At 24.2% G+C, this 26,157-nt stretch carries 19 protein-coding genes and 2 pseudogenes; 7 read left to right on the top strand and 14 right to left on the bottom strand.

Translation table 11 applies throughout. From position 1 onward, the window contains the following. Positions 1-43: 43 nt before the first annotated feature. The 11 genes from nadD to prfB form a co-directional block, all read right to left on the bottom strand. Positions 44-685: a nicotinate-nucleotide adenylyltransferase gene (gene nadD / locus D9V66_RS02280; protein WP_158365827.1), complete on the bottom strand. Its 642-nt coding sequence runs from the start codon at positions 683-685 to the stop codon at positions 44-46. Positions 686-726: 41 nt separating this feature from the next. Continuing rightward, on the bottom strand, positions 727-1,722 hold the full coding sequence (holA, locus tag D9V66_RS02275) for a DNA polymerase III subunit delta (RefSeq protein ID WP_158365826.1): 996 nt from the start codon (positions 1,720-1,722) through the stop codon (positions 727-729). Between the two features lie 35 nt (positions 1,723-1,757). Then, positions 1,758-4,337, bottom strand: a complete 2,580-nt coding sequence (gene leuS / locus D9V66_RS02270) for a leucine--tRNA ligase (protein WP_158365825.1) — start codon at positions 4,335-4,337, stop codon at positions 1,758-1,760. A gap of 55 nt (positions 4,338-4,392) precedes the next feature. Next, complete coding sequence (gene corC / locus D9V66_RS02265; protein WP_158365824.1) at positions 4,393-5,265, bottom strand: CNNM family magnesium/cobalt transport protein CorC; 873 nt, start codon at positions 5,263-5,265, stop codon at positions 4,393-4,395. Positions 5,266-5,357: 92 nt separating this feature from the next. Continuing rightward, a complete protein-coding gene (gene ybeY, locus D9V66_RS02260; protein ID WP_261979317.1) occupies positions 5,358-5,666 on the bottom strand; it encodes an rRNA maturation RNase YbeY in 309 nt (102 codons plus the stop codon). Between the two features lie 168 nt (positions 5,667-5,834). Continuing rightward, positions 5,835-7,154 carry a tRNA (N6-isopentenyl adenosine(37)-C2)-methylthiotransferase MiaB gene (miaB, locus tag D9V66_RS02255; RefSeq protein ID WP_158365822.1) on the bottom strand — a complete coding sequence of 440 codons (1,320 nt, stop codon included), beginning with the start codon at positions 7,152-7,154 and terminating at the stop codon, positions 5,835-5,837. A 45-nt stretch (positions 7,155-7,199) separates the two neighbouring features. Continuing rightward, positions 7,200-7,994, bottom strand: coding sequence for a thymidylate synthase (thyA, locus tag D9V66_RS02250; protein ID WP_158365821.1), 795 nt, complete (start codon positions 7,992-7,994; stop codon positions 7,200-7,202). Between the two features lie 5 nt (positions 7,995-7,999). After that, a complete protein-coding gene (lgt, locus tag D9V66_RS02245; RefSeq protein ID WP_158365820.1) occupies positions 8,000-8,851 on the bottom strand; it encodes a prolipoprotein diacylglyceryl transferase in 852 nt (283 codons plus the stop codon). A gap of 49 nt (positions 8,852-8,900) precedes the next feature. Further along, positions 8,901-10,148 (bottom strand): diaminopimelate decarboxylase, encoded by a 1,248-nt coding sequence (gene lysA, locus D9V66_RS02240; protein ID WP_158365819.1) that lies wholly within the window; start codon positions 10,146-10,148, stop codon positions 8,901-8,903. 74 nt (positions 10,149-10,222) lie between these two features. Continuing rightward, positions 10,223-11,725, bottom strand: a complete 1,503-nt coding sequence (lysS, locus tag D9V66_RS02235; protein WP_158365818.1) for a lysine--tRNA ligase — start codon at positions 11,723-11,725, stop codon at positions 10,223-10,225. A 9-nt stretch (positions 11,726-11,734) separates the two neighbouring features. Beyond that, a protein-coding gene (prfB, locus tag D9V66_RS02230) for a peptide chain release factor 2 (RefSeq protein ID WP_222837002.1) occupies positions 11,735-12,818 on the bottom strand; the annotation gives its coding sequence in 2 pieces (ribosomal slippage) (positions 11,735-12,757 and positions 12,759-12,818; 1,083 coding nt in all). Positions 12,819-12,994: 176 nt separating this feature from the next. Here prfB and ygfZ point away from each other — a divergent pair. Then, positions 12,995-13,957 (top strand): tRNA-modifying protein YgfZ, encoded by a 963-nt coding sequence (gene ygfZ, locus D9V66_RS02225; RefSeq protein WP_158365816.1) that lies wholly within the window; start codon positions 12,995-12,997, stop codon positions 13,955-13,957. Between the two features lie 129 nt (positions 13,958-14,086). Then, complete coding sequence (gene gmk / locus D9V66_RS02220; protein ID WP_158365815.1) at positions 14,087-14,710, top strand: guanylate kinase; 624 nt, start codon at positions 14,087-14,089, stop codon at positions 14,708-14,710. Between the two features lie 106 nt (positions 14,711-14,816). On the opposite strand, the gene typA is transcribed toward gmk, so the two are convergent. Next, positions 14,817-16,637, bottom strand: a complete 1,821-nt coding sequence (typA, locus tag D9V66_RS02215) for a translational GTPase TypA (RefSeq protein WP_158365814.1) — start codon at positions 16,635-16,637, stop codon at positions 14,817-14,819. A 160-nt stretch (positions 16,638-16,797) separates the two neighbouring features. Between typA and yihA the strand changes: the two genes are divergently transcribed. Beyond that, a complete protein-coding gene (yihA, locus tag D9V66_RS02210) occupies positions 16,798-17,418 on the top strand; it encodes a ribosome biogenesis GTP-binding protein YihA/YsxC (RefSeq protein ID WP_158365813.1) in 621 nt (206 codons plus the stop codon). Between the two features lie 5 nt (positions 17,419-17,423). Here yihA and D9V66_RS03280 read toward each other — a convergent pair. Continuing rightward, a pseudogene (locus tag D9V66_RS03280) lies at positions 17,424-18,292 on the bottom strand (5'-3' exonuclease). 177 nt (positions 18,293-18,469) lie between these two features. Further along, positions 18,470-19,098, bottom strand: a pseudogene (locus tag D9V66_RS02200) (DsbA family protein). Positions 19,099-19,265: 167 nt separating this feature from the next. Between D9V66_RS02200 and mutS the strand changes: the two are divergent. The 4 genes from mutS to D9V66_RS02180 all read left to right on the top strand — a co-directional run bounded on the left by mutS (position 19,266) and on the right by D9V66_RS02180 (position 26,100). After that, a complete protein-coding gene (gene mutS / locus D9V66_RS02195; RefSeq protein ID WP_158365812.1) occupies positions 19,266-21,677 on the top strand; it encodes a DNA mismatch repair protein MutS in 2,412 nt (803 codons plus the stop codon). Between the two features lie 161 nt (positions 21,678-21,838). Next, positions 21,839-23,641 (top strand): assimilatory sulfite reductase (NADPH) flavoprotein subunit, encoded by a 1,803-nt coding sequence (locus D9V66_RS02190; protein WP_158365811.1) that lies wholly within the window; start codon positions 21,839-21,841, stop codon positions 23,639-23,641. After that, positions 23,641-25,350: an assimilatory sulfite reductase (NADPH) hemoprotein subunit gene (gene cysI / locus D9V66_RS02185; protein ID WP_158365810.1), complete on the top strand. Its 1,710-nt coding sequence runs from the start codon at positions 23,641-23,643 to the stop codon at positions 25,348-25,350. Before D9V66_RS02190 ends, cysI begins: the two co-directional genes overlap by 1 nt. Before the next feature lie 15 nt (positions 25,351-25,365). Next, the gene (locus D9V66_RS02180; protein WP_158365809.1) at positions 25,366-26,100 is read left to right on the top strand and encodes a phosphoadenylyl-sulfate reductase; all 735 of its coding nucleotides are present in this window, start codon (positions 25,366-25,368) and stop codon (positions 26,098-26,100) included. The last annotated feature ends 57 nt before the right edge of the window (positions 26,101-26,157 follow it).

The following is a 26,157-nucleotide window of genomic DNA, read 5'->3' as shown; positions in this document are numbered from 1 at the left end:
TTTAAATTAACGTAATATTATTGAACCATAAAAAATATAACTATTATTTATGCATATATAGATTTTTTGATAAAATATATTGATTTACAAGATCTGGTAACAGTTTATAACAACTTTTACCATTAAAATAATTTTTTCTAATTTTGCTAGAGGAAATATTCATGGTATCTATCTTTGAAAAGAAAATTAGTCCATACGATTTCTGATGAAGTAAATTAAAGTCTTTAGTCACATGAGAATTAATCCAATTTTCTAATTCATAATTATTTTTTTTTATATGAATTCTAGGGCAAATTAATAGATGTGAATATGATAATATTTCTTTCCAGTTTTTCCAAAGATGTAAATTTTGAAGATTATCTTCTCCTATTATAAAACATAAAGATTGTAACAAACCTATTTGTATTCTAATTTTTTTTAATGTATCTATAGTATAAAAAATTTGTTTTTTTTTTGTTTCTAAATAACTGATTTGAAATAAAGAATTTTTATTGATAGCAAGTTTAATCATTTTAATTCTATCGACAATAGATGTTTTTGTTTTTTTTCTATGTGGGGGGTTATTGTTTGGTAAAAATATTATTTTTTTAATAGATATTTCTTTTAATAACTTTTCAGAAGAATAAATGTGACCGTAATGAATAGGATCAAAATTTCCTCCAAATATTGCATATAATTTTTTCATTTTTTTTATTTTATTAATTTATTAAGACAAAATTCTTTTATCTAACATAATGTTAAAGTTAATTGAAATAATTGAATCCAAACGGAACTATTGTATTGTTTTTTAATACTTATTTCTATTTTTAAAAGAATTCTAATTGCTTTTAAAAATTTTTTATTATTAATTTTTTTAAGAGCGTTTTTAAAAAATTTATACCTTATATTCCCAACATTATTTTTTTTCAAAAACATATCGATATTAATTTGTTTTTCACGTTTTATATAAATTAGTATTAATAAATCTTTTTGCAAAGAACGTATTAAAATAAGAGGATTATACTGTTTTTTACAAAATATATCTAAAATATAGATTGCTTTTATTTTATGATTTTGAAATATCGCATTAATCCAATGTATTGGAAGAAAATTTAAAAAATTTATGATAATTTTTTTAATTTTTTCTACTTTAATATAAGTATTTGGCCATGTTGTTGATAATGTATCTAAAGTTTTATATATAAATAAAGTATTACCTTCATAATATTTACATAACAAAAAAAATGCTTTTTCTTCTATTTTTATGTTTTTTTCACTAATTTCGTATTTTATCCAATTAATGAAATTTGCATTGTATGGAGTAAAGCAAGAGATTATATCTACATGATTTTTTAATACATCGAATGATTTACTTTTTTCAAAAAAACAAGATAGATGATTGAATTTTAATATTATTAAAATATCTAAATGAAACAACTGATGGATTTCATTAATGTTTTTAATTAATTGTATATTTAATTTTTTAATAATCAAGTTAACAACTAAAGTGGTTTTTTTAAAAAATAAATTTCTTTTTTTATAAAAATTAAAAATTTTTTTCCAATCTTCATTTTTTTCTACATCAATGATAATGATTTCTGTGAATCCTTTCTGATTAGCAAAATTTAGAATTAAATTCTGATTCTTTTCTAATAAACAAAAATCTTCTCCTAAAAATACATAACAAGAATTTAATTTTTTGATTAAATTTTGTTTAAGTTTTTCTGGATTAATAATATTCATATTAAAATGTAATTTTATTTTTAAAGAAATTATTCTTATACTACAAAATTTATTATTTTATTTTGAATGTATATTGTTTTTTTTATAGTAATATTTTGTAAATATTTTTTAATAATATTTTGTTTTTTTGCATATAAATGTACTTCTTCTTGAGTTAAATTATTATCTACTTCTATTGTACATCTTTTTTTTCCATTAATTTGAACAATAATGATATTATTTTTTTTTATAAGTATTTTTTTATTATAGACTGGCCATTTTTCATCGTCAATACATGTCTTTTCATGCAAGTGTCTCCAAGTAATAAAACAAAAATGAGGTGTGAATGGATATAGCATTTTTATTACGCAAATCAAACATTCTCGCATAATAGATTTATCTTCTTCCTCTTTTATTGGAGCTCTTATCAAATGATTTACTAATTCCATTATTGAAGAAATAGCCGTATTAAATGTTTTTCGACGACCTATATCGTCTGATACTTTAGAAATAGTTTTATGTAATTGATATCTTAATTGATTTTGTTGTTTGTTTAATAGAGAATAATTAATTTGAGAATGTGTGTTTTGCACTTGAACATAATTAAAAATTAGTGTCCAAAGTTTTTTTAGAAAACGATGTATTCCTTGTACACCAGATTCCTTCCATTCCAAAGAAGATTCTACAGGAGCAGCAAACATTATAAATAAACGGATTGTATCAGCTCCATACCGTTTCACTATCAATTCAGGTTCAATTCCATTATTTTTAGATTTGGACATTTTAATCATACCTGCATAAATTACTTTTTTCCCCTTTTGATTATATGATTTAATAATTTTTCCTTTTGAATCACGTTTTGTTAAAACTGATGATGATTGGATCCAATTTCGTTCTAAATTATTTCCAATTTCGTAAAAAGCTTCAGAAAGTACCATACCTTGACATAATAGATTTTTAACAGGTTCATCGAAATTAACTAGTTTGAAATCACGGAGTAATTTATGGTAAAATCTAAAATATATCAAATGCATAATTGCATGTTCAATCCCCCCAATATATTGATCAATAGGTAACCAATATTTTGATGCTATTAAATCAATCATCCCTTCTTTAAAATTTGGGCATGTGTATCGTACATAATACCAAGACGATTCCATGAATGTATCAAAAGTATCTGTTTCTCTAATAGCATCTTGATTATTAATAGAAATTTTAGCCCATGCAGAATTAGGGTTGATAGGATTTCTTGCTAGACTAGTACTTTCTTTAATTTTCGGCAAAATAACAGGTAGTTCATTTTTAGGTATTGGTACCAATTTCCCATTTTTTAATTGCGCCATTGGTATAGGAGTTCCCCAATATCTTTGTCTTGATATACACCAATCTTGTAATTTATAATTAATTTTATTTACTAATATTTTTTTTTGAATGAGTATGTTTTTTATTTTTTCTGTACCAGTTTTAAAATTCAAACCATTAAATTCTTGTGAATTAATCAACGTTCCTTTTTTATCTATAAATGAATTATATAAATGATTTATTTGATTGTTAGAATTTAAAATAACATATTTTATTGTCAAATTATGTTTGATTGCAAAATTCCAATGATTTTCGTTATGTGCTGGAATAGATAACATGGAATTTATTCCATATTCTTTCATAATAAAATCTGTGATCCAAATGGGTATTTTTTCTTTTGTAAAAGGATGAATAGCAAATAGGTTCGTATTTATTCCTGCGTATTTTATTTTTTCTATTTTTTCATGTGAAATATATTGATATTTTTTTATGAATTGTTGGATTTTTTTGTTTGTTTCAGATAAATTTATAGATAATTTATGACAAAAAGATATTGAAATGTATGTGACTCCCATTATTAGATCTAATCTATTAGTAAATGTTTTTAGTTTTTGATTAGTGTTAAAAATGTTTAAAGTAATTTCAAATCCTTTTGTTCTTCCTATCCAGTTACGTTGCATATTTTTTACATTTTCAGGCCAATTAACTAATTGATTTAAATCTTGATATAAAGATTCGGCATAATTTCTTATTTTTAAAAACCATTGAGGAACTTTTTTAATTATTATTTTTCCTTGACAGCGCCAACAACGATTATTAACAACTTGTTCGTTAGCTAAAACAGTGTTATCATAAGAACACCAATTGACAAGACTATTTTTTTTATAAACTAATTTTTTTTCATATAATTTAGTAAAAAACCACTGTTCCCATCGATAATATTCTGGATCACATGTTGTAATTTCTCTGCTCCAATCATAACTAAAACCTAGTGATTTAAGCTGTTTTTTCATATATTTTATATTTTTATTTGTCCAAGACAATGGGATAGTATTATTTTTTATAGCAGCTTCTTCAGCAGGTAATCCGAACGCATCCCAACCCATTGGTTGTAAGACATTTTTCCCCAGCATTCTTTGATATCTAGCGATAACATCACTAATAGTGTAATTTCTCACATGACCCATATGCAATTTTCCTGAAGGATAAGGAAGCATAGGAAGACAATAATATTTTTCTTTTTTAATATCTTCAACGACTTGAAAAGTTTTGTTTTTTTTCCAGTGTTCTTGTACGTAAGATTCTATTTTTTTTGGTAAATATTCTTTTTCCATTATCTCATCTCTATAACAAAATGCTTAAAAGTGAATTTGTAAAAAAATTATATTATTATTTTTCTAATAAAACAGGTATTTTGTTTTCAGGTACAGTAACATGCAGTTGTATAATTTTTCTACTGTCTGCTATAGAAACTTTAAAATCATAACCATCAATGTTTAAATTTTCTCCTCGACTTGGTAGATGACCAAATTCTTTCATTACCAATCCACCTATAGTATCTACTTCTTCATCTTGAAAATTAGTATTAAAAGTTTCATTGAATTCTTTTATTTCTGTTAGAGCTCTAATAGAGAATGTACATTTTTGTAATTTTCTGATATTGAGTTTTTCCTCATCATATTCATCTTCAATTTCTCCAACAATTAATTCTAATATGTCTTCTATTGTTACTAAACCTGAAACTGCACCAAATTCATCTATCACAATTGCCATGTGATTTCTCTTTGAACGAAATTCTCTTAACATTCCATCTACGTATTTACTTTCTGGAACTACAACTGCTGGCCTTAATATATTTTTTATGCAAAAAATACTGTTTTCACTCCTCATAAAAGGTAATAAATCTTTTGCAATTAAAAAACCTTCAACATAATTTTTATCACTATTCATTACTGGAAATCGTGAATGTGCAGATTCAATAATAATGTCAAGACATTTATTTAAATTATAGTTTAATTTCAACGTTATCATTTGTGTTCTTGGAATCATGATTTCTTTAATTCTCTTTTTAGCAATATGCATTACTCCTTCTAACATATGACAAGTATCTTCATCTATAAGTTCGTTTTGTTCTGCATCACGAATTAATACTAATAGTTCTTCTCGGTTTTTAGGTTCATCGTGAAAAATTTGATTTAATAAAATAGAAAAAAACCCTTTTCTATTAATTTTATCGTAGTTTTGTGAATCATTATCACTCATAATTTTACATTGTCTATTTTTAAAATTTATTTTACTATTCTATGGTAGAAAAGCCTGAGTTGAAATATTTTTTACATAAAGGTTGATAATTTTTAAACAACATATGGTTTTTTATAATTTAAAGATAACATAATTTTATTTTCTAATTTTTCCATAATGTATGCTTCTTTTTTATTTTGATGATCATATCCTAATAAATGCAAAGCTCCATGTATTGTTATATGAGCCCAGTGTGATTCTAATTTTTTTTTATATTTTAAAGATTCGTATTCTATTACTTGCTTACATAAAACTAAGTCTCCTAATAATTTATGGTTGATTTTTATAAATTTATTACAAGGAAATGATAAGATGTTTGTTGATTTATTTTTACCTCTATAGGTAAAATTTAAATATTTCATTTCTGATTTATCTACAATACGTATTGTTACGATATTAATGTTTTTTTTTTATAAAATACTTTTTTTAACCATTGTTTAAAATGTAATTTTTTTGGTATCAATTGATTTTTTTTACAACATACTTGAAGATTTATAATAATATTATTCATATTTTTTTATTTAATTATTTTAAATTAATTCACCTTTTAACGAATGCGTATGTATTTTTGTGATTTTTAAATTAACAAATTGTCCAATCATACTAGATTTTCCGGTGAAAGTTACAATTCTATTATTTTCTGTTCGACCATATAATTCCATAACATTCATATTAGATATTCCTTCTACTAGAACTGATTGTGTGCTCCCAAACATTTTTCTACTCCACATCATAGTTTGTATGTTGATAATATTTTGTAAAATATATAAACGTTTTTTCTTTTCTTTTAAATTAATATTGTCTTTTATTTCAGATGCAGGTGTACCAGGTCTATTAGAATATATAAAACTAAAACTCATATCAAAATTGATTTTTTTTATAAACATAATGGTTTTTTGAAAATCTATTTCCGATTCTCCTGGAAAACCTACGATAAAATCCGAACTTATTTGAATATCAGGTCTAGCAGAGATTAATTTTTCAATAATAAATTGATAGTCTTCTATTGTATATGATCGTTTCATTAGACTAAGTATTTTATTAGAACCACTTTGTACTGGAAGATGAAGAAAACTTACTAATTTTGGTGTATCGCGATATACTTCAATAATATCATCAGTAAATTCAAGAGGATTACTTGTGGTAAAACGAATTCTATCAATTCCTTCTATTTCAGCTACTAATCTTATTAATTCAGAAAAATAGCAAATTTGTCCATTAAAAGTAGGTCCTTGATATGCATTAACATTTTGTCCTAATAAATTAATTTCTCTTACACCTTTTTTTGCTAAAATTGATATTTCAAATAAAATATCATCACATGGTCGACTAATTTCATTACCTCTAGTATATGGTACTACACAAAATGAACAATATTTATTACATCCTTCCATAATAGAAATAAATGCAGTACATCCAGTTTTTTTAGGTTGTAAAGAATAATTAAATTTTTCTAGTTTAGGAAAACTAATATCTATAAAATATTTACGGTTTTTTTTTACTTCAGAAATCATTTTTGGTAATCTATGTAATGTTTGAGTTCCAAATACAATATCTACGTAATTAGCTCTTTTAAAAATTTCTTTACCTTCTTGAGTTGCAACACAACCTCCTACAGCAATAATAATTTCGGGATTATTTTTTTTTAATTTTCTCCATCTACCTAGCTGATGGAAAACTTTTTCTTGAGCTTTTTCTCTTATAGAACAAGTGTTTAATATTAAGATACTAGCTTTTTCTACATTTTCAGTAATTAAATATTCATTATTTTTTTCAAGTGATTTGACTATCATAGATGAATCGTATTCATTCATTTGACAGCCCCAAGTTTTTATGTATATATATTTCATATGTGTAAATAATCAGCCTAAGTTTTTATATAAAAATTTTTATATTTATATAGATATTTTCGCCTTGATAGAAGAATAAGGATTATATCCAATAATTTTAAAGTCTTTGAAGGAGTACTGAAATAATGATGTTGGTTTTTTAATAATCATTAATTTTGGAAGTTTTAAAGGAGTTCTTGTTATTTGTTTTTTTGCTTGTTCAATATGATTGTTATATAAATGTACATCCCCTCCTGTCCACAAAAATTCACCTACTTTTAAATTACATTGTTGTGCTATCATGTGTATGAGTAGTGCATAACTAGCTATGTTAAAAGGTAGACCAAGAAATACGTCACAGGAACGTTGATAAAGTTGGCAGCTTAATGTTTTTTTGAAAACATAAAATTGAAAAAGTACATGACAAGGAGGTAATTTCATTTGATCTATTTCACCAACATTCCAACTAGAGACTAAAATTCTACGAGAATCAGGATCCGTTTTTAATTTTATTAATATATTTTTTATTTGATCAATTTTTTTGTTTTCTAATGTATTCCAACTTCTCCATTGTTTTCCATAAATTGGACCAACGTCTCCAAAATCATCTGCCCAATGATCCCAAATTGATATTTTGTTATCATTTAAGTATTTAATATTGGTATCACCTTTTAGAAACCATAGAAGTTCATGAATAATAGATGAAATATGACATTTTTTTGTTGTAATTAAAGGAAAACCTTTTTTTAAATTAAATTTCATATTATAACCAAAAATAGATAATGTTCCTGTACCTGTTCGATCTTTTTTTTGATTACCATTCTTAATTATTTTTTTTACTAATTTAAGATATTGTTTCATTTTTTTCAAAAATCCGATTTTTTATAAAAAGTTTTAAATATTATAATAATTCCTAAAATAATCATTGGAATTGATAATATTTGTCCCATAGTGATCATATTTTTAAATAATCCAATTTGAGGATCTGGTTCTCGAAAAAATTCTAAAATACTTCTAAATACACCATAGGTAATTAAAAATAAACCACTAACGCTACCTGTAGATCTATTTTTTTTTGTAAAAAAATAAATTATGAAAAATAAAACTACTCCTTCTAAAAAAAATTCATATAACTGTGAAGGATGACGTGGTAATCCGCCATATTTTTCTAATAGAATTTTTAATTCTGGACGTTTTTTAATTATTTCTAAATCTTGATATTGAGAATTAGGAAAAATCACTGCATATGAAAAATTTGGCGATATGCGACCCCATAGCTCACTATTAATAAAATTCCCTAATCTTCCAGCACCTAAACCAAATGGCACTAAAGGAACTATAAAATCAGATATTTCTAGTATTTTTTTTTTGTATTTAAAAGAAAGATATAATATGGTAATGATGCCACCTATTAATCCTCCATGAAATGACATACCACCTTCCCATATATAAAATATATGTAGTATATTATTAGAATAATATGGAAAGTTATAAAAAATAATGTAGCCTATTCTACCTCCGATACAAGAACCTAAAAAAATAGAATATATAAATGTTTCTGTTTTTTTTATATTATATATTTTGTTTTTTAATACTTTTTTTTTTCCATACCATACAGCAAAAACTAGACTAAAAAAATACATAAGACCATACCAACGAGCAGATATAGGACCAATATTAAAGATAATAGGATTGAAATTAGGAAACATAATGTACATTTTTTGTTAAAAACCTCTTGTTTTATTAAAAATAATTTTTAAAAAAATATTACATTTCTAAATTTAATATTTCTTCTATTTTTTGACGTCTTCGAATAATAAAGGAATCATTATTTTCTAATAATATTTCTGGAATTAGAGGTCTTGTATTATAATTCGATGACATTGAAGCACCATAAGCACCTGTATCATGAAAAATTAAATAATCTCCAACTTTTATTATTGGTAATTTTCTAGTTTGCACGGTACCTCCTTCTTTTTGTGTAAAAATATCACCTGATTCACATAAAGGTCCTGCTATGACAGTGTTTATTGTGTTTTTTTCATCAATGTTTCTATTATCTCCAGAAATAACTGATATATGATGATAACTACCGTACATAGTTGGTCTCATCAAATCATTAAATCCTACATCTACTAAAACAAAATTTTTATTACCCATTTTTTTTACAGACCATACTTTTGATATTAAAATTCCTGATTCTGCAACTAAAAATCTTCCAGGTTCGATTTCTAATTCGATTTTTTTCCCTAAAAATTTTGATATTTCTTTTCTAGCTGTATCCCATAATGTGAAGTATTTTTTTATATTAATAGGTTTTTCATTAAATTTATATGGTATTGGCAATCCTCCACCAGCAGAAATAGATGATATTTTTTGATTTAATTCAATAACTTTTTCTACCATAGATTTGCAAACTTTTTTTAAATGTACATAATCAACTCCAGAACCAATATGCATATGCAAACCTATTAAATTTAATTTGTATTTTTTTATAATTGGTATTGCTAAGGAAGGTTCCCAAATTCCATGTTTACTATTTTCTCCTCCTGTATTTGTTTTTTTGCTATGTCCGTATCCAAACCTTGGATTTATACGTAACCAAACATTATGACCTGGAGATGCTGTTCCTAGTTGTTTTAACATATCTAAAGAACCAGCATTAACTGGTATGTTATAATCTATTACCTTAGATAAAGTTTCTTTATCTAAGATATCCGCAGTAAAAATTATTTCATTTGTATTTTTTTTAAAACCTGATAATAAAGCTCGTTCGATTTCACCTAATGAAACTGCGTCTACTTTTATATTCTTATTTCTCATTAAGCGCAATATATTAATATTTGAACAAGCTTTTTGAGCAAATCTAATAACATCAAATTTTTTTAACAATTTGATTTTTTTGTAAATAATATTAGAATCGTAAACCCAAAATGGAGACTGATACTGGTTTATTAATAGTTTAATTTTTTTTATATTAAAATTACTTTTCATGTTATTTAGAAGTTCTGGCATTTTGTTTCCTATTGAATGTTTATCAAAATATTTATTTTCTTATTTTTTTAAAATTGTATTTTAATTTATCAAAATTATTTACTAGATCGACGAAGTGTTGGAAATAGAATTACATCACGAATACTAATTTGATTAGTTAGTATCATTATTAGACGATCAATTCCAATACCTAATCCAGATGTTGGGGGCAAACCGTATTTTAAAGCTTCTATATAATCTTGATCGTAAAATATATCTTTATTATTTTCTTGTTTTTCTTTTTTGATTTGATTTAAAAATCTAATTTTTTGATCTTCTACATCGTTTAATTCTGAAAATCCATTTCCTATTTCATATCCAGCTATAAAAAGTTCAAATCTATCTGTTACATTTGCATTAATATTATTACGTCTTGCTAACGGAGAAACTTCTACTGGATATTGAGTTATAAAAGTAGGTTGGATTAATTTTTTTTCTACAGTTTTTTCAAATATTTCATTTTCTATTTTTCCTATTTCCCATGTTTTTTCTATTTTTATACCTATTAATTTAGCAATTTTTTTTATCTTATCTAGATTTTCTAAATCAGATAGTGTAATTTGTGGATTAAATTTAAGAATGGCATTTTTCATGGTGATTTTGTAAAATGGTTTATTAAAATCAAAATAATAATTATGATATTTAATTTTAGTATCTTTAAAAACTAATTTTGTAATACTTTTAACAAGATTTTCTGTAAATTTCATCATATCTTCATAATCAGAATATGCAATATATGCTTCCATCATAGTAAACTCTGGATTATGTCGACTAGATATTCCTTCATTGCGAAAATTTCTATTAAGTTCAAAAATACGTTCAAAACCTCCAATAATTAATTTTTTTAAATATAATTCTGGTGCTATCCTTAAATACATTTTTGTATTAATTTCATTATGGTAAGTAATAAAAGGACGAGCATTTGCTCCTCCGGGAATATTTTGTAACATTGGAGTTTCTACCTCTAAAAAATCATGTTCTTTCATAAAACTTCTAATTGCCATGATAATTTTAGAACGATTTTTAAAAACATTATACAATTGATTATTACTAATTAAGTCTAAGTATCTTTTTCGATAACGAGTTTCTTGGTTAGATAATCCATGAAACTTATCAGGTAGTGATTTTAATGATTTATTAAGTATTTTTATATTACTGCAATAAATTGACAATTCTCCAGTTTTGGTTTTGAATAATGTTCCAATCACTGCTAAAATATCGCCAATATCCCATTTTTTAAAATTGTTTTTATAATTTTCAGATGATATTTCTTTTTCTTTTACATATATTTGTATTTGACCTTCCATGTCTTGTAATGTAAAAAAAGAGGCTTTTCCCATAATACGTCTTTGTATCATACGACCAGCAATAGAAACGTTAATTTTTAACTCTTTAAGTTTATTAGTATCTTTTTTGTTATATTTTTGATGGATTTTTTTTGAAGTAGTATTTCTTTTGAAGTTATTTGGAAAAGAAAATCCTTCTTTTTTCATATTTATAAATTTTTGTTTTCTGATAAATGTTTCATTATTAGAAATACTATTTTCTGTTTCTGACATTATTTTTCCTTATAATCCTATTATTAAACTTTGTTCAATAAAATCGTCTAAATCTCCATCTAATACAGATTGAATATGATTTTTTTCAATACCAGTACGAAGATCTTTAATTTTTGAATTATCTAATATATATGAGCGTATTTGGTTTCCCCAAGTTATATTAGATTTGTTTTTTTCTAGTTCTTTTTTCTTTTTTTGTTTTTCTCTTTTTTGCATTTCATATAATTTAGATTTCATTTGTTGTATTGCTTGTTCTTTGTTTTTATGTTGAGAACGACTACTTTGACATTGAGTAACGAGATTTGTTGGTAGATGAGTAATTCTTACAGCTGATTCTGTTCGATTTACATGTTGTCCACCAGCCCCAGATGCTCTATAAACATCTACTCTTAGTTCAGATGAATTGATATTTATATAAATTTGATCATCTATATCTGGATATACAAAAACTGAACTAAAAGAAGTATGACGTCTTTTGCCTGAATCGAAAGGACTTTTTCTAATTAAGCGATGTATTCCTGTTTCTGTTCTTAACCATCCAAAAGCATATTCTCCATGTACTTTAATAGTAGCAGATTTAATTCCAACTATTTCTCCAATAGATTCATGAATAATTTCTGTTTGAAATCCTTTTTTATCAGCCCATTTTAAATACATTCTTAATAATATTTTCGCCCAATCTTGCGCATCTGTTCCTCCTGAACCAGATTGTATATCAACATAACAATTACAATTATCATGTTTACTTGAAAACATACGATAAAACTCAATTTTTTTGATTTTTTTCTCAATTTTTTTGATTTTTAAAAAAACATCTTCAAATAACTTGCTATCTGTTGTTTCTATAGCCAGTTCTGAAAAAATAATTGCTTCTTTTATATGTATTTCTACTTGATTAATATCGTCAATTATTGTATTTAAAGAATATTTTTCTTTATTAAGTTTTTTTATAGATTTGTGTTTTTTCCATATCTCAGGTGATAATAATTCTAAATCAATTTCTAAAACACGTGATTTTTTTTTATTATATTCAAAGATACCTCTTAAGATCTTGTATACGTTTATTTAAATTATCAATTTGATTAGTAATCATATTTCTTCCAATGTTTTTATATTTTTTTAATAAATTTTTTTAAATAGTTTTAATGAATGATTTTTGATCATATAAAACGTTACGTAATTTTTATTATATGATAGATTATTTTAAATAAATTCATTTATTTTAAATTTATAGAATTAATTTTAATTATATTTTAAGGGAATAGAAAAATGTCAGTATTTATATCACCAAAAGAGATAATTTATCCATCAAATAAATTATCATTAACTATGATATTATTAAATGAGTGGTCTTTTGTTTATGCAGAAGGTTCTGATGCTCAAAGATATCTTCAAAATCAATTAACAATTGATATAAACTTATTAAAAAAAACAAATCATACACTTTGTGCCCACTGTAATTTTAATGGAAAAGTATGGACTACTATGCGTTTATTTCACTATGATAAAGGTTACGGTTATATTCAAAGAACAAGTATTTCTAAAACTCAAATAAAAGAATTAAAAAAATATTCTATTTTTTCAAAAATAAGGATTTATAAATTAGATCATATTTATCTAATAGGAATTGCAGGTTTAAATGCTAGATTATTTTTATTAGATTTTTTTGAAACAATACCAGATCAAAATTCACCAGTAGTTCATGAATGCAAAAAAACTATATTATGGTTTTCAAAACCATCAGAACGGTTTTTATTAGTTTTACCTTTATCAGATTTTTTGTTTTTTAAAAAAAGTATTAATAAGAAAATATTTTTAAATGATAGTAGACAATGGACTGCATTAGACATTGAAGCCGGTTTTCCAATTATTGATGAAAAATGTTCTAAAAAATTTACACCTCAAGCTATTAATTTAGACAAGCTTGAAGCTATTAGTTTTAAAAAAGGATGTTATTATGGACAAGAAACAATAGCACGAATATTTTTTAAAAATTTAAATAAATATTATTTATGTTATTTAATTGGAATGGGAAAAATTTTTCCTGAAATCAATTCTTTTATTGAAATTAAATTAGAAAAAAAATGGTATAAGATAGGTGTTTTATTAGCTATAGTTCATGTTAATTCTCAAGAAATGTTAATACAAGTAGTGCTTTATAAACCTGTAAATATAAATGATTCGTTTAGAATACGTGGATTTGAGAATGTTTTTTTCATGAAAACTATATAGTTATGTATAAAAAAATATTTCTTTAAATATGTTCTTTAAATATGTTCTTTATAAGAACGATATTTTATATATATATAATATAAAATATTTACTTTTATTTTTTATTTAAAATTAATTTTTTTAAAAATCATGTCTCTAGGTATCCTTTTTATTATTTCAGCACCAAGTGGTACAGGAAAATCAAGTTTAATACAAGGATTATTAAAGTCGCAATTTTCACGTGATATTCAAGTATCTATTTCTCATACTACTCGTATTATACGACCTGGTGAACTGCATGGAGAACATTATTATTTTATTTCTAAAAAAGAATTCCAGATTATGATTGAACAAGAATCTTTTTTAGAATACGCAAAAGTTTTTAGTCATTATTATGGCACTTCTCGTAAATTTATTGAAAAAATGTTACTTTCTGGGATTGATGTTTTTCTTGATATTGATTGGCAGGGAGCTAAACAAATTCGATATAAAATGCCTGAATCAAAAAGTATTTTTTTATTACCACCATCTAAAGATATATTGTATAAAAGATTAAGAAATAGAGGTCAAGATAGCGATACAGTTATCGCTAAACGCATGGAAAAAGCGGTAGATGAAATGCAACATTATTTAGAATATGATTATTTAATAATTAATGATGATTTTAAAAAAGCAATAAATGATTTAACAACTATTATTACTGCTGAACGTTTATGTTTGTTTCATCAAAAAAACAAATATAATGAATTAATTGCTAAATTATTAAAACGTTGATTCTTTAAACAATAGTTTTTTTAAAAAATATTTTATATAATTCTATTGGAACAATAGAATTATATAATTAATAATAGATTGTATTTATAATAAATTTCAACTTAAATTAAATATTTTTATTACGATAAAATTTTTTTCTTTCATTTTCTTTTAAATAACGTTTACGTAATCGTATACTATTTGGTGTTACTTCTACAAGTTCATCATCATTTATAAATCCTAGTGCTTCTTCAAGTGTAAAATTAGTAGCAGTTGTTAAAATTATTGCTTCATCAGTTCCAGAAGCTCTCATATTAGTTAATTTTTTTCCTGTTAAACAATTCACTGTTAAGTCATTAGAACGATTATGAAGTCCTATTACCTGTCCTTCATATACTTTAGCACCATGTCCGATAAATAATTTTCCTCTTTCTTGTAAATTAAATAAAGCAAAACCAACAGCTACACCAGTACTATTAGCTATTAAAACTCCATTTTTTCTTTGTCCAATATTACTATTTTGACAATTATCATAGTGACTAAAAGATGAATAACAAAGACCCGTTCCAGAAGTAATACTCATAAATTCAGTACGAAAGCCAATTAGTGCTCTACTAGATAATATATATTCTAAACGTACTCTTCTATTTTTATCTATTGTCATATTTTTTAATTCACCTTTTCTTTCTCCTATAAATTGCATAACATTTCCTTGATTTTTTTCTTCTATATCTAAAATGACATTTTCGAATGGTTCTTTTTTAATTTCATTAATTTCACGAAAAATTATTTTAGGACGAGATACTTCTAATTCAAATCCTTCACGACGCATATTTTCAATTAATATAGATAAATGTAATTCTCCGCGTCCAGAAACAGAAAAAATATTTGCATCTTTTGTTTCTTTTATTTGTAATGCAACATTATGCATAGTTTCTTTTTTTAATCGTTCTAAAATTTGACGAGATGTAATGTATTTCCCTTCTTTTCCTGAAAAAGGTGATGTATTTACTGAAAAAAACATGTTTACTGTTGGCTCATCTATACTTAATGCAGGCAATGGTTTTAAATTTTCTGGATGGCAAACTGTATCAGAAATATTTAATTTATTAAGACCTGTAAGTGCAATTATATCTCCCGCTTCTCCTTGACTTATATCAATTCTTTTCAAACCCAAATAATTTAAAACTTTATTAACTTTTCCATTGCGAATTTTACCAAAACTATCAATGATTATTACTTGATCATTTGGTTTTATAGAGCCTTGTTTAATACGTCCAACTCCTATAACTCCTAGATAATTATTATAATCAAGCTGTGAAATTTGCATTTGGAACTTTTGATTAGGATCAACGTTTGGAGCTGGAGCATACTTAATAATAGATTCATATAGTGCAATCATACTATCCTCCATTTTTAGATAATCTATGCCTGAAGTTCCTAAAATTGCAGAAGTATAAACAATAGGAAAGTCAAGTTGTTGATCATTAGCATCAAGATTAACGAAAAGATCAAAAACTTGATCGACTACCCAGTCTGGACGAGAATTTATTCTATCTACTTTATTAATTACAACAATAGGATTTAAACCGTATTTAAATGCTTTCTTGGTGACAAAACGTGTTTGAGGCATTGGTCCATCTAATGCATCTACTACTAAAAGAACTGAATCTACCATTGACATTACACGTTCGACTTCACCACCAAAATCAGAATGACCAGGAGTATCTACTATATTAATTTTATAATTTTTCCATTGAATAGATGTATTTTTAGATAAAATTGTAATACCTCTTTCTTTTTCTAAAGCATTAGAATCCATAATACGTTCAGTTTTTTCTTCATGTTCTTGAAAAGTTCCTGATTGTTGTAATAGTTTATCAAGTAATGTAGTTTTTCCATGATCAACATGTGCTATAATAGCGATATTTCTTATATTTTTATGCATTTTTTCCTCTTTAAAAAATTATTTTTATGTAAATAAAAAAGATATTCTATAGATAGAATTATGGGAAAAGATTAATTGTTTAAAGAAATGGTATTCGTACATTAAGGTAATTAATATTTTATAAAAATATTTTTTTGAATTAATAATTAGGATTTAAATTTTGAATATATTGAATTATCATAAAACAAAATTTTTAAAAAGTTTTTCTAAAATTACTGATATAGAATTTCAAGACGGTGTCGAAATTGCATTTATTGGTTATTCAAATTCAGGAAAATCTAGCGCCATAAATGCATTGACTAACCAAAAAAAATTAGCTCGTTTTAGTAAAATTCCTGGAAGAACTCAATTAATCAATTTTTTTGAAGTAGTTTCGGGTTTTAGAATAGTTGATCTTCCTGGATATGGTTATGCTCAAGTGCCTTCATTAATTAAAAATAAATTAAAAAAAATCATATATAATTATTTAGAAACACGAAGACAATTAAAATGTTTAGTATTGTTGATGGATATTAGACATCCCCTTAAATTACTTGATGAAAAAATAATTAATGTTGCAATACATAATAAAATATCTATTTTGTTGTTATTGAGCAAATGCGATAAATTAAAAATAAATCAACAAAAAATTCAATTTTACAAAGTATGTAAAAAACTGAATTTATTAAAAGATTCATTTCAAGTTCAATTATTTTCCTCTTCAAAAAAAATAGGTATTAAAGAATTAAAATTAAACTTAAATCAGTGGTATGAAAAGTATATTACTTTAAAAAATTTTTAATAAAATTATGAAACACCTTGATTTTTAAAAAAACTTTTAAAGAAATCAAATAAATTTTTAGTACAATGTTGTTTTAAAAACATATCTTTTGATGTTATATCAATAGGAATGTCTAGTTTTATTTTTGCTAGTTGATATGAAAGAAAAGCTGTTTCTTTGTGATTTTTTAATTGAATTGCAATATTTTTAGAATTTCGAAATGGTAAAAACGGTATTTTCTCGATATTTCCATAAATATTTTTAATATTAGAAAATTTATTTAATAAGAATAATGCAGTTTTTATTCCTATTTTAGGAACACCTGGAATGTTATCTGAAGTATCTCCGATTAAAGCTAAAAAATCAATATATTCTTTAGGTTTGATACCATATTCGTTTTTTATTATTTTTGGTGTAATAATATATTTTTTTTTTTATTTAAAATATTAATGTTTTTTGTTACAAGTTGTAACATGTCTTTATCATGACTTACAATTAATATCTTTTCTCCTTCTTTTTCTAATTTAGATGACAAGCTTCCAATAATATCATCTGCTTCTATTCCTGGAATACTTAATGTTTTTATTCCGATTTTTTTTAGTATTTTAAAAAGAGGTTGAATTTGAACATAGAGTGAATGTGGCATAGGAGGTCTATGACTTTTATAGTCTTGAAACATTTTTTTTCTAAATGTTGTTTTAAAAGAGTCGAATATAATAATTAATTGTTTAACAAAAAAAAATTTTTTTAAAATATTATCTATCATTTTTAATATACCATATATAGCACCATATGGCTCTCCTATAGCATTTTTAAAATCACGAAATCCATAATAAGAAGTATATAAATATAAGCTTCCATCTATTATAATAATAGGTATTTTTGTTTGATACATATTTTCTCTTTATTTTAATAATTTAATATTTTTCTCATATTTTTTTAAAATAAGAAAAAAAGTATTTTTTATGGTGAAAATGATATTACATTAAATGTATATAAAGATTTTTTAACTTTTATATATATATATTATTGTATATCATAAAAAAATTTTTTATCTTCTATAGAAGAATATCTATTTTTTTTTAATTAAAAATTGAATTAATCTAATGTACTTTTGAGAAAAATTATCTTTAAAAATTTCTTCTATATTGGAATAATCAATTATGTATTTTCCATTGATAAGCATTGTTGGAACATGTTTTAATTCACATTTTTTGATGTTTTTGTTTTGTTTTTGAATTAACATTTCAATTGTCAAGCTATTCCAAAAATTATTAAATGTATTTTCATTAATTCCTGCTTTTGTTTTAAATAATTTTTTTATACTACTAATATTTTTGATTTCATGAGTGTCTTGAATACCATTAAAAATGGGAAGCATAATTTTTTCTTCAATTCCCATCTGTTCAGCTATTATCCAAGATTTTGTTAAAATATAACTTAATTTTTCTCCCATTAAATCAACATGATATGTATGAATTTTAACGTTTTTGTTAATATTTTTTTTAATCAATTTTCTTATATTATGTGTTTTTTCAAATTCATAACAATATGGACAAAAAAATGAAAAAAACTCTATTATTTTAGGAACGTTATGTATACTTTTTTTTTTGTGTTATATTCTTTTTTATTAGTAAATTCAAACGATAAAACATTAAAAGATAGAAATATACTACATAAAAAAATTAATATTTTTTTCATTTTATCACCCAATTTTAATTATTTATTATTTTTATATTATACATTTATGAAATTATAAAATATTTCTTAAATAAACATAATGCATAACTATAAAATTTTATTTTATGCCTATTTTAGTTCTATAAATATTTTTAAAAATATTTTATATAAAATATGAATTATTTACTATGAAAAAAAAAACAAGTATTAAAGTTAATTTTAACAATCATACTCCAATGATAAAACAGTATTTATCTTTAAAGTCAGAATATCCTAACATGTTGCTTTTTTATCAAATGGGTGATTTTTATGAGTTATTTTATGAAGATGCAAAGCGTATTTCTGAATTATTAAAAATTACTTTAACAAAAAAAGGTTATTCAAATAAAAAAATTATACCAATGGCTGGAATTCCCTGTCATACAGCAAATCATTATTTATCAAAACTTGTGAAATTAGGTGAATCTGTTGTAATTTGTGATCAATTTAAAGATAATTTATCTAAAAACAAGTTAATTGATCGTAAGGTAGTTCGTGTGATAACTCCAGGCACTGTCACAGATGAAGTGTTTCTTGAAGATAATGAAGATAACTTCATATCTTGTATTTGGAAAGAAAAAAATTTATTTGCATATGCTATTTTAGATATTTCTTTAGGTTTTTTTGGTGTTTCTCAACATTTAGATAGTATTTCTTTACTTTCAGAAATTGAACGTACAAATCCTAAAGAAATACTCTATCCAGAAAATTTTTCAGATCTTTTTTTAATTACTAATAGGAGTTGTATTCGTAAACGTCCATTATTAGAATTTGATTTAGAAACTTCATATAAATTATTAAATTTACAGTTTAAAACTCATAGTTTAAATGGATTTGGTATAGAAAAAGATAATTTTATAATACGTCCTGCTGGTTGTTTACTTCAGTATGTTAAATTGATGCATATGAGTACATTACCTCATATTCGACAATTAAAAAACAATTATGTGGAAAATAACATTTTTATGAATGTTAGTACACGTAAAAATTTAGAAATTACTCAAAATGTTTTAGGAGAAACAAAAAATACTTTATTTTCAATATTAAATAAAACTATGACTTCTATGGGTAGCAGAATGTTACATCGTTGGTTAAATTCTCCATCAAAAAATTTTAATTTAGTTAAAAATCGTCATGAAAGTGTTAAAATTTTACGTTTTTTTTATAAAGAATTACAACCTATTCTTCAACAAGTTAATGATTTAGAAAGAATTTATTCTCGATTAGCTTTACGCACTGCTTTGCCTCATGATTTTATTCGTATGCGTTCTACATTAAAAATCTTACCTAGTTTACATTTCATATTAAAAAAAATAAAATTAAAACATATTAAAAGTATAGATGTTTCCATTGGTGTTTTTGAAGAAATTTTAGTTTTATTAGATAAAGCAATCAATGTTAATCCTTCTAAATCTATTCGAGATGGAGATGTGATAGCTGAGTCTTATAACGTTCAACTTGATATATTACGAGCTATAAAAAACAATTCAAAAGCGTATATTAAAAATTTTGAGCAAGAACAAAAAAATCAATTCATGATTGAATCATTAAAAATTAAATATAACAATATTATTGGATACTATGTTCAAGTGCATAAACGTCATATTCATTTGGTACCAAAACATTATAATAGAATACAAACATTAAAAAATACCGAACGTTATAGTATTCCATTATTAAAAGAATATGAAAAAAAAGTGGTTAATGCAGAAGTGCAATCTTTATTTTTAGAAAAAAAATTATATATAGAAATTTTTGATTTGATAGAACCATTTTTAATGGATTTACAAAAAAGTGCGCTAGCACTATCAGAATTAGATGTATTAGTAAATTTAGCAGAACGTTCTATATCTTTAAATTACACATGTCCTATTATGACTAAAAAATATGGTATTTCTTTATTAGAAAGTCGTCATCCAGTTGTTGAATGTTTTTTAAAAACACCATTTATAAAAAATTCTGTTGTTTTATCAAAAAAACAAAAAATGCTTGTTATTACAGGACCTAATATGGGTGGAAAAAGCACTTATATGCGTCAAATTGCTCTGATCGTAATAATGGCTTGGACAGGTAGCTTTGTTCCAGCTAAATATGCTTTAATTGGTTCAATTGATAAAATTTTTACAAGAATTGGTGCAGCAGATGACTTAAGTAATGGGTATTCGACGTTTATGATGGAAATGACAGAAATATCTAATATTCTTCACAATTCGACACCTAATAGTTTAGTATTAATAGATGAATTAGGAAGAGGAACTTCGACTAATGAAGGATTAGCTTTAGCTTGGTCGTGTTCTAAATATTTGATTAGTCAAAATAAGTCTATGACATTATTATCTACTCATTTTTTTGAATTGACAAAATTAGCATTAAGTCAAAAATTTATAAAAAATTTTCATTTTACTGCTGTTGAAAGTAATTGTCATATAGCTTTTTTATATCAAATCAAAAATGGTATTTCAAAAAAAAGTTATGGTATATCAGTAGCATCATTATCAGGATTACCTGATATTGTTATAAAACATGCAAAAGAAAAACTAAAAGAATTAGAAAATATATAATTTTTTTGTATTAAACATTATTTTTAAAAAATATAAGATTAATTTACTTAAATATTATTATTTACTATTCAATAAGTAGATAAAAATTAATTTTTTCTGTAAATTGTATTTTATTAATAACATTACCTATTTAACATAATGGAATTTGGATTTTTAGTACAATGAAAAATCAAAAAACTTTTGATGTTTTACTTCCGCTGAATTCAGAACAATTAAATAATTTAAAACAATTAGAAAGTACTTGTACCGATATTCAATGTGCTTGGTTATCAGGTTATTTTTGGAAAATTGCAAATAAAAAATCTGATTTACTGACCATTGAAAACAATGAATATAATGACGATCAAATAATTACTATTGTTTCAGCTTCTCAAACTGGTAATGCAAAGTCTTTATCTCAACGTCTTCATGAATACTTGAACAAAAACAATATAAAAAACCGTTTTATTGATGCGATAAATTTTAAATTTAAAAAAATAAAAGATGAAAAAATATTAATTTTGATTATTTCAACTCAGGGAGAAGGTGAAGTTCCAGAAGAAGCAGTATCTTTTTATAAGTTTTTAATGTCTAAAAAAGCCCCAAAATTAGATAATTTATATTATAGTATTTTTGGATTAGGAGATACGTCCTATAATTTATTTTGTCAAGCAGCAAAAGACTTTGATAATAGATTTAAAGAATTAGAAGCAAAATCGTTACTGGATAGATTTGATGCTGATATTGAATATGAAGATGATTATGAAAAATGGTCTCAAAAATTATTAGTATCTATAAATAAAAATATTAGTATCTTAAAATCTTCTTTTTCATATTCAAATGAAAAAAATAAATCTATTATTTCTAATGTTTCTTATAATAAAAAAAATCCTGCTACAGGTATTATATTAACAAATCAAAAAATAACGGGTCGATATTCTAGTAGAGACATTAATCATATTGAAATTGATATACATGATTTAAATATTAATTACACTCCAGGCGACGCACTTGGTATTTGGTATGAAAATGATACTGATTTGATAAAAAAAACATTAAAATCACTTTCTATCGATATATCTGATCAGGTTAATATCAAAAATAATATTACTACAATTTTTGATGCATTGAAAAATAGTTTTGAATTAACTGTTAATACAAAAAATATCGTAAAAAGCTACGCTCATTTATCAAAAAGTAAATTTTTGAAAAACATTATTTCTGATGAAAAAAAATTAAATAAATATGTTTTTGAAACCCCCTTGGTTAGTATGATATGGGATAATTCATCAAAAATATCTTCTCAAGAACTCATTAGTTTTTTACGCCCTTTAACACCTCGATTATATTCTATTTCTTCATCACAAGCTGAAATGAATGATGAAATTCATATTACAGTAGGTGTTGTAAAAAAAATAATTTCTGGATGTGTTTATTTAGGAGGTGCTTCTGGTTATCTTTCACAGTCTTTAAAATCAGATGATAAAGTGAAATTTTTTATTGAAAATAATAATAATTTTCGTTTGCCTATAGATAAAAATATACCAATTATAATGATTGCTTCAGGTACAGGTATTGCTCCTTTTCGTGCTTTTATGCAACAAAGAGATAACGATGGATCTAAAGGAAAAAATTGGATATTTTTTGGAAATCCTAATTTTACAGAAGACTTTTTATATCAAATAGAATGGCAAGAATATATAAAAAAAGGTTTACTTACTAAAATGAGCTTAGCTTGGTCGCGAGATCAAGAACGTAAAATATATATACAAGATAAAATTAGAGAAAACGGAAAGGAAATATGGTCTTGGATTGAAAATGGAGCACAAATATATATTTGTGGAAATGCTTCAAAAATGGCTAAAGATGTTGAAAAAGCATTATTAGATATAATTTCTCAAAACGGTAATATGAGCGCTGAAGACTCTAATGAATTTCTAAATAATTTACGTTTAAACCAACGTTATAAAAGAGATGTATATTAATGAAAAAAAATGATAATAAAAAAGTTTTAGAAAAAAAAAATACTGATGCAGAACGTATTAAAAAAGATAGTAATTATCTTAGAGGTACAATAGTTGATGATTTAAAAAACGAAATTACTAATGGTTTTACTGGAGATAATTTTTCACTTATTAGATTTCATGGAATGTATCAACAAGACGATCGTGATTTGCGTTTAGAACGTCATGAACAAAAATTAGAACCACGTTATGCAATGATGTTACGCTGTAGACTACCAGGTGGAGTTATCAAAGCAAGAAAATGGTTAAAAATTGATTATTTTGCTAGTAAATATACATTATACGGTACAATTAGATTGACAAATCGTCAAACTTTTCAATTTCACGGAATTTTAAAGAAAAAATTGAAAGATGTTCATAAAATGTTGCATGATATAGAATTAGATTCATTAGGTACAGCAAATGATGTAAATAGAAATGTACTTTGTACATCTAATCCGATGGAATCTTTAATTCATAAAGAAGCTTATGAATGGGCAAAAAAAATTTCAGAATTTTTATTGCCACATACTAAAGCATATGCAGAAATCTGGTTAAATCAAAAAAAAATTTCTACAACAGATAAAGAACCTATTTTAGGAGAAACTTATTTACCCAGAAAATTTAAAACTACAGTAGTTATTCCACCATATAACGATGTAGATTTATATGCTAATGATATGAATTTTATTTCTATTATAAAAAACAAAAAGATAATTGGTTTTAATGTTTTAATAGGTGGGGGATTATCTTTTACTCATGGAAATAAACTTACATGGCCATTTCTTGCTAAAGAAATAGGTTATATATCTATAGAAAAAATTTTATTTGTTGCTAAAGCTATAGTAACAACACAAAGAGATTGGGGTAATCGTACTGATCGTTCTAATGCAAAAACTAGATATACCATTAACAATTTCAGTTTAGAAAAATTTAAAAAAGAAGTTGAAAAAAGAGCAAATATAATTTTTGAACCAATTCGACCTTATCATTTTATAAGTAGAGGAGATAGATTTGGATGGATTAAAGATATTAATCATAATTGGAGTTTAACATTATTTATTCCTAATGGACGTATATATGATAAAGATAATGAATTATTAAAATCTGGATTATCACAAATAGCAAAAATACACAATGGTAATTTTAGATTAACATCTAATCAAAATATAATTATTTCTGAAATACCTGAAAAAAATAAGGATAAAATAGAAAAAATAGCTTTATCATACGGATTGATAAAGAAAGTTAGCAACTTGCGTTTGAATTCTATGGCATGTGTTTCGTTTCCTACTTGTCCTTTAGCAATGGCTGAAGCTGAGCGTGTTCTTTCTTTTTTTATTACTAAGTTAGAAAATATCATGTTAACATATAGTGTAGAAAAAGAAACAATAATTTTTCGTATTTCTGGGTGCCCAAATGGTTGTGGTAGATCTTTATTATCTGAAATTGGTTTAATTGGAAAATCTATTGGTCGATATAATTTATATATAGGAGGTAATAGAATAGGCAGTCGTATTCCAAAAATTTACAAGGAAAATATTACTACAAAAGAAATACTAGTGCATTTAGAATATTTGATTAAAACCTGGTCTATTCAACGAAAAAAAGAAGAAGATTTTGGAGATTTTATTGTTAGAAAAGGAATTGTTAAGAAAATTGTTAATCCTATTTATGATTTTTGGGACTAATACGGAGTAAGTAAAATGTCTAAATTTGATATCCAAAATATACATATATTAAATTCTGAAAAAAAAAACAAAATTTTGTCTGAATTTAATTTATTAATATCAAATTATTCTGCTGAAGAAAGAGTATCTTGGTCATTAAAAAATCTACCTTGTACACACATTATTTCATCTAGTTTTGGTATTCAATCAATGGTTTTATTACATATGATAATTAAACAAAAACCTAATATTCCTGTAGTACTAATTGATACAGGTTATTTGTTTCCTGAGACATATAATTTCATTGATTTTATCACTAAAAAATATAATTTAAATTTACATATTTTTCGATCAAAAATATCTCCAGCATGGCAAGAAGCAAGATATGGAAAATTATGGAAAAAAGGAATACAAGGTATTGATTTTTATAATAATATGAATAAAGTAAAACCGATGAATTTTGCCTTACATAAGTTATCAGTGCAAACATGGTTTTCTGGATTACGTCATGATCAATCAAAAAGTCGAAATTTATTACCTTATCTTTCAATTCAAAAGGGAGTTTTTAAAGTACTTCCTATATTAGATTGGTCAAATAATAAAGTACATAAATATTTAAAAAAAAATAATTTAGATATTCATCCTTTATCAAAAGAGGGATACTTATCTATTGGAGATGTACATACAACTATTAAACATATGCCTGGAATGTTAGAAGAAGAAACACGATTTTTTGGATTAAAACGAGAATGTGGTTTACATGAAGATTAAATTTAATATTCTAAAGAAATGCTATATAATAGTAGTTTTACTAAGCATGTTTTTATT

Source organism: Buchnera aphidicola (Brevicoryne brassicae) (assembly GCF_005082825.1).
Taxonomy (GTDB): domain Bacteria; phylum Pseudomonadota; class Gammaproteobacteria; order Enterobacterales; family Enterobacteriaceae; genus Buchnera; species Buchnera aphidicola_AK.
This window is presented reverse-complemented; position numbering and strand designations above follow the sequence as displayed.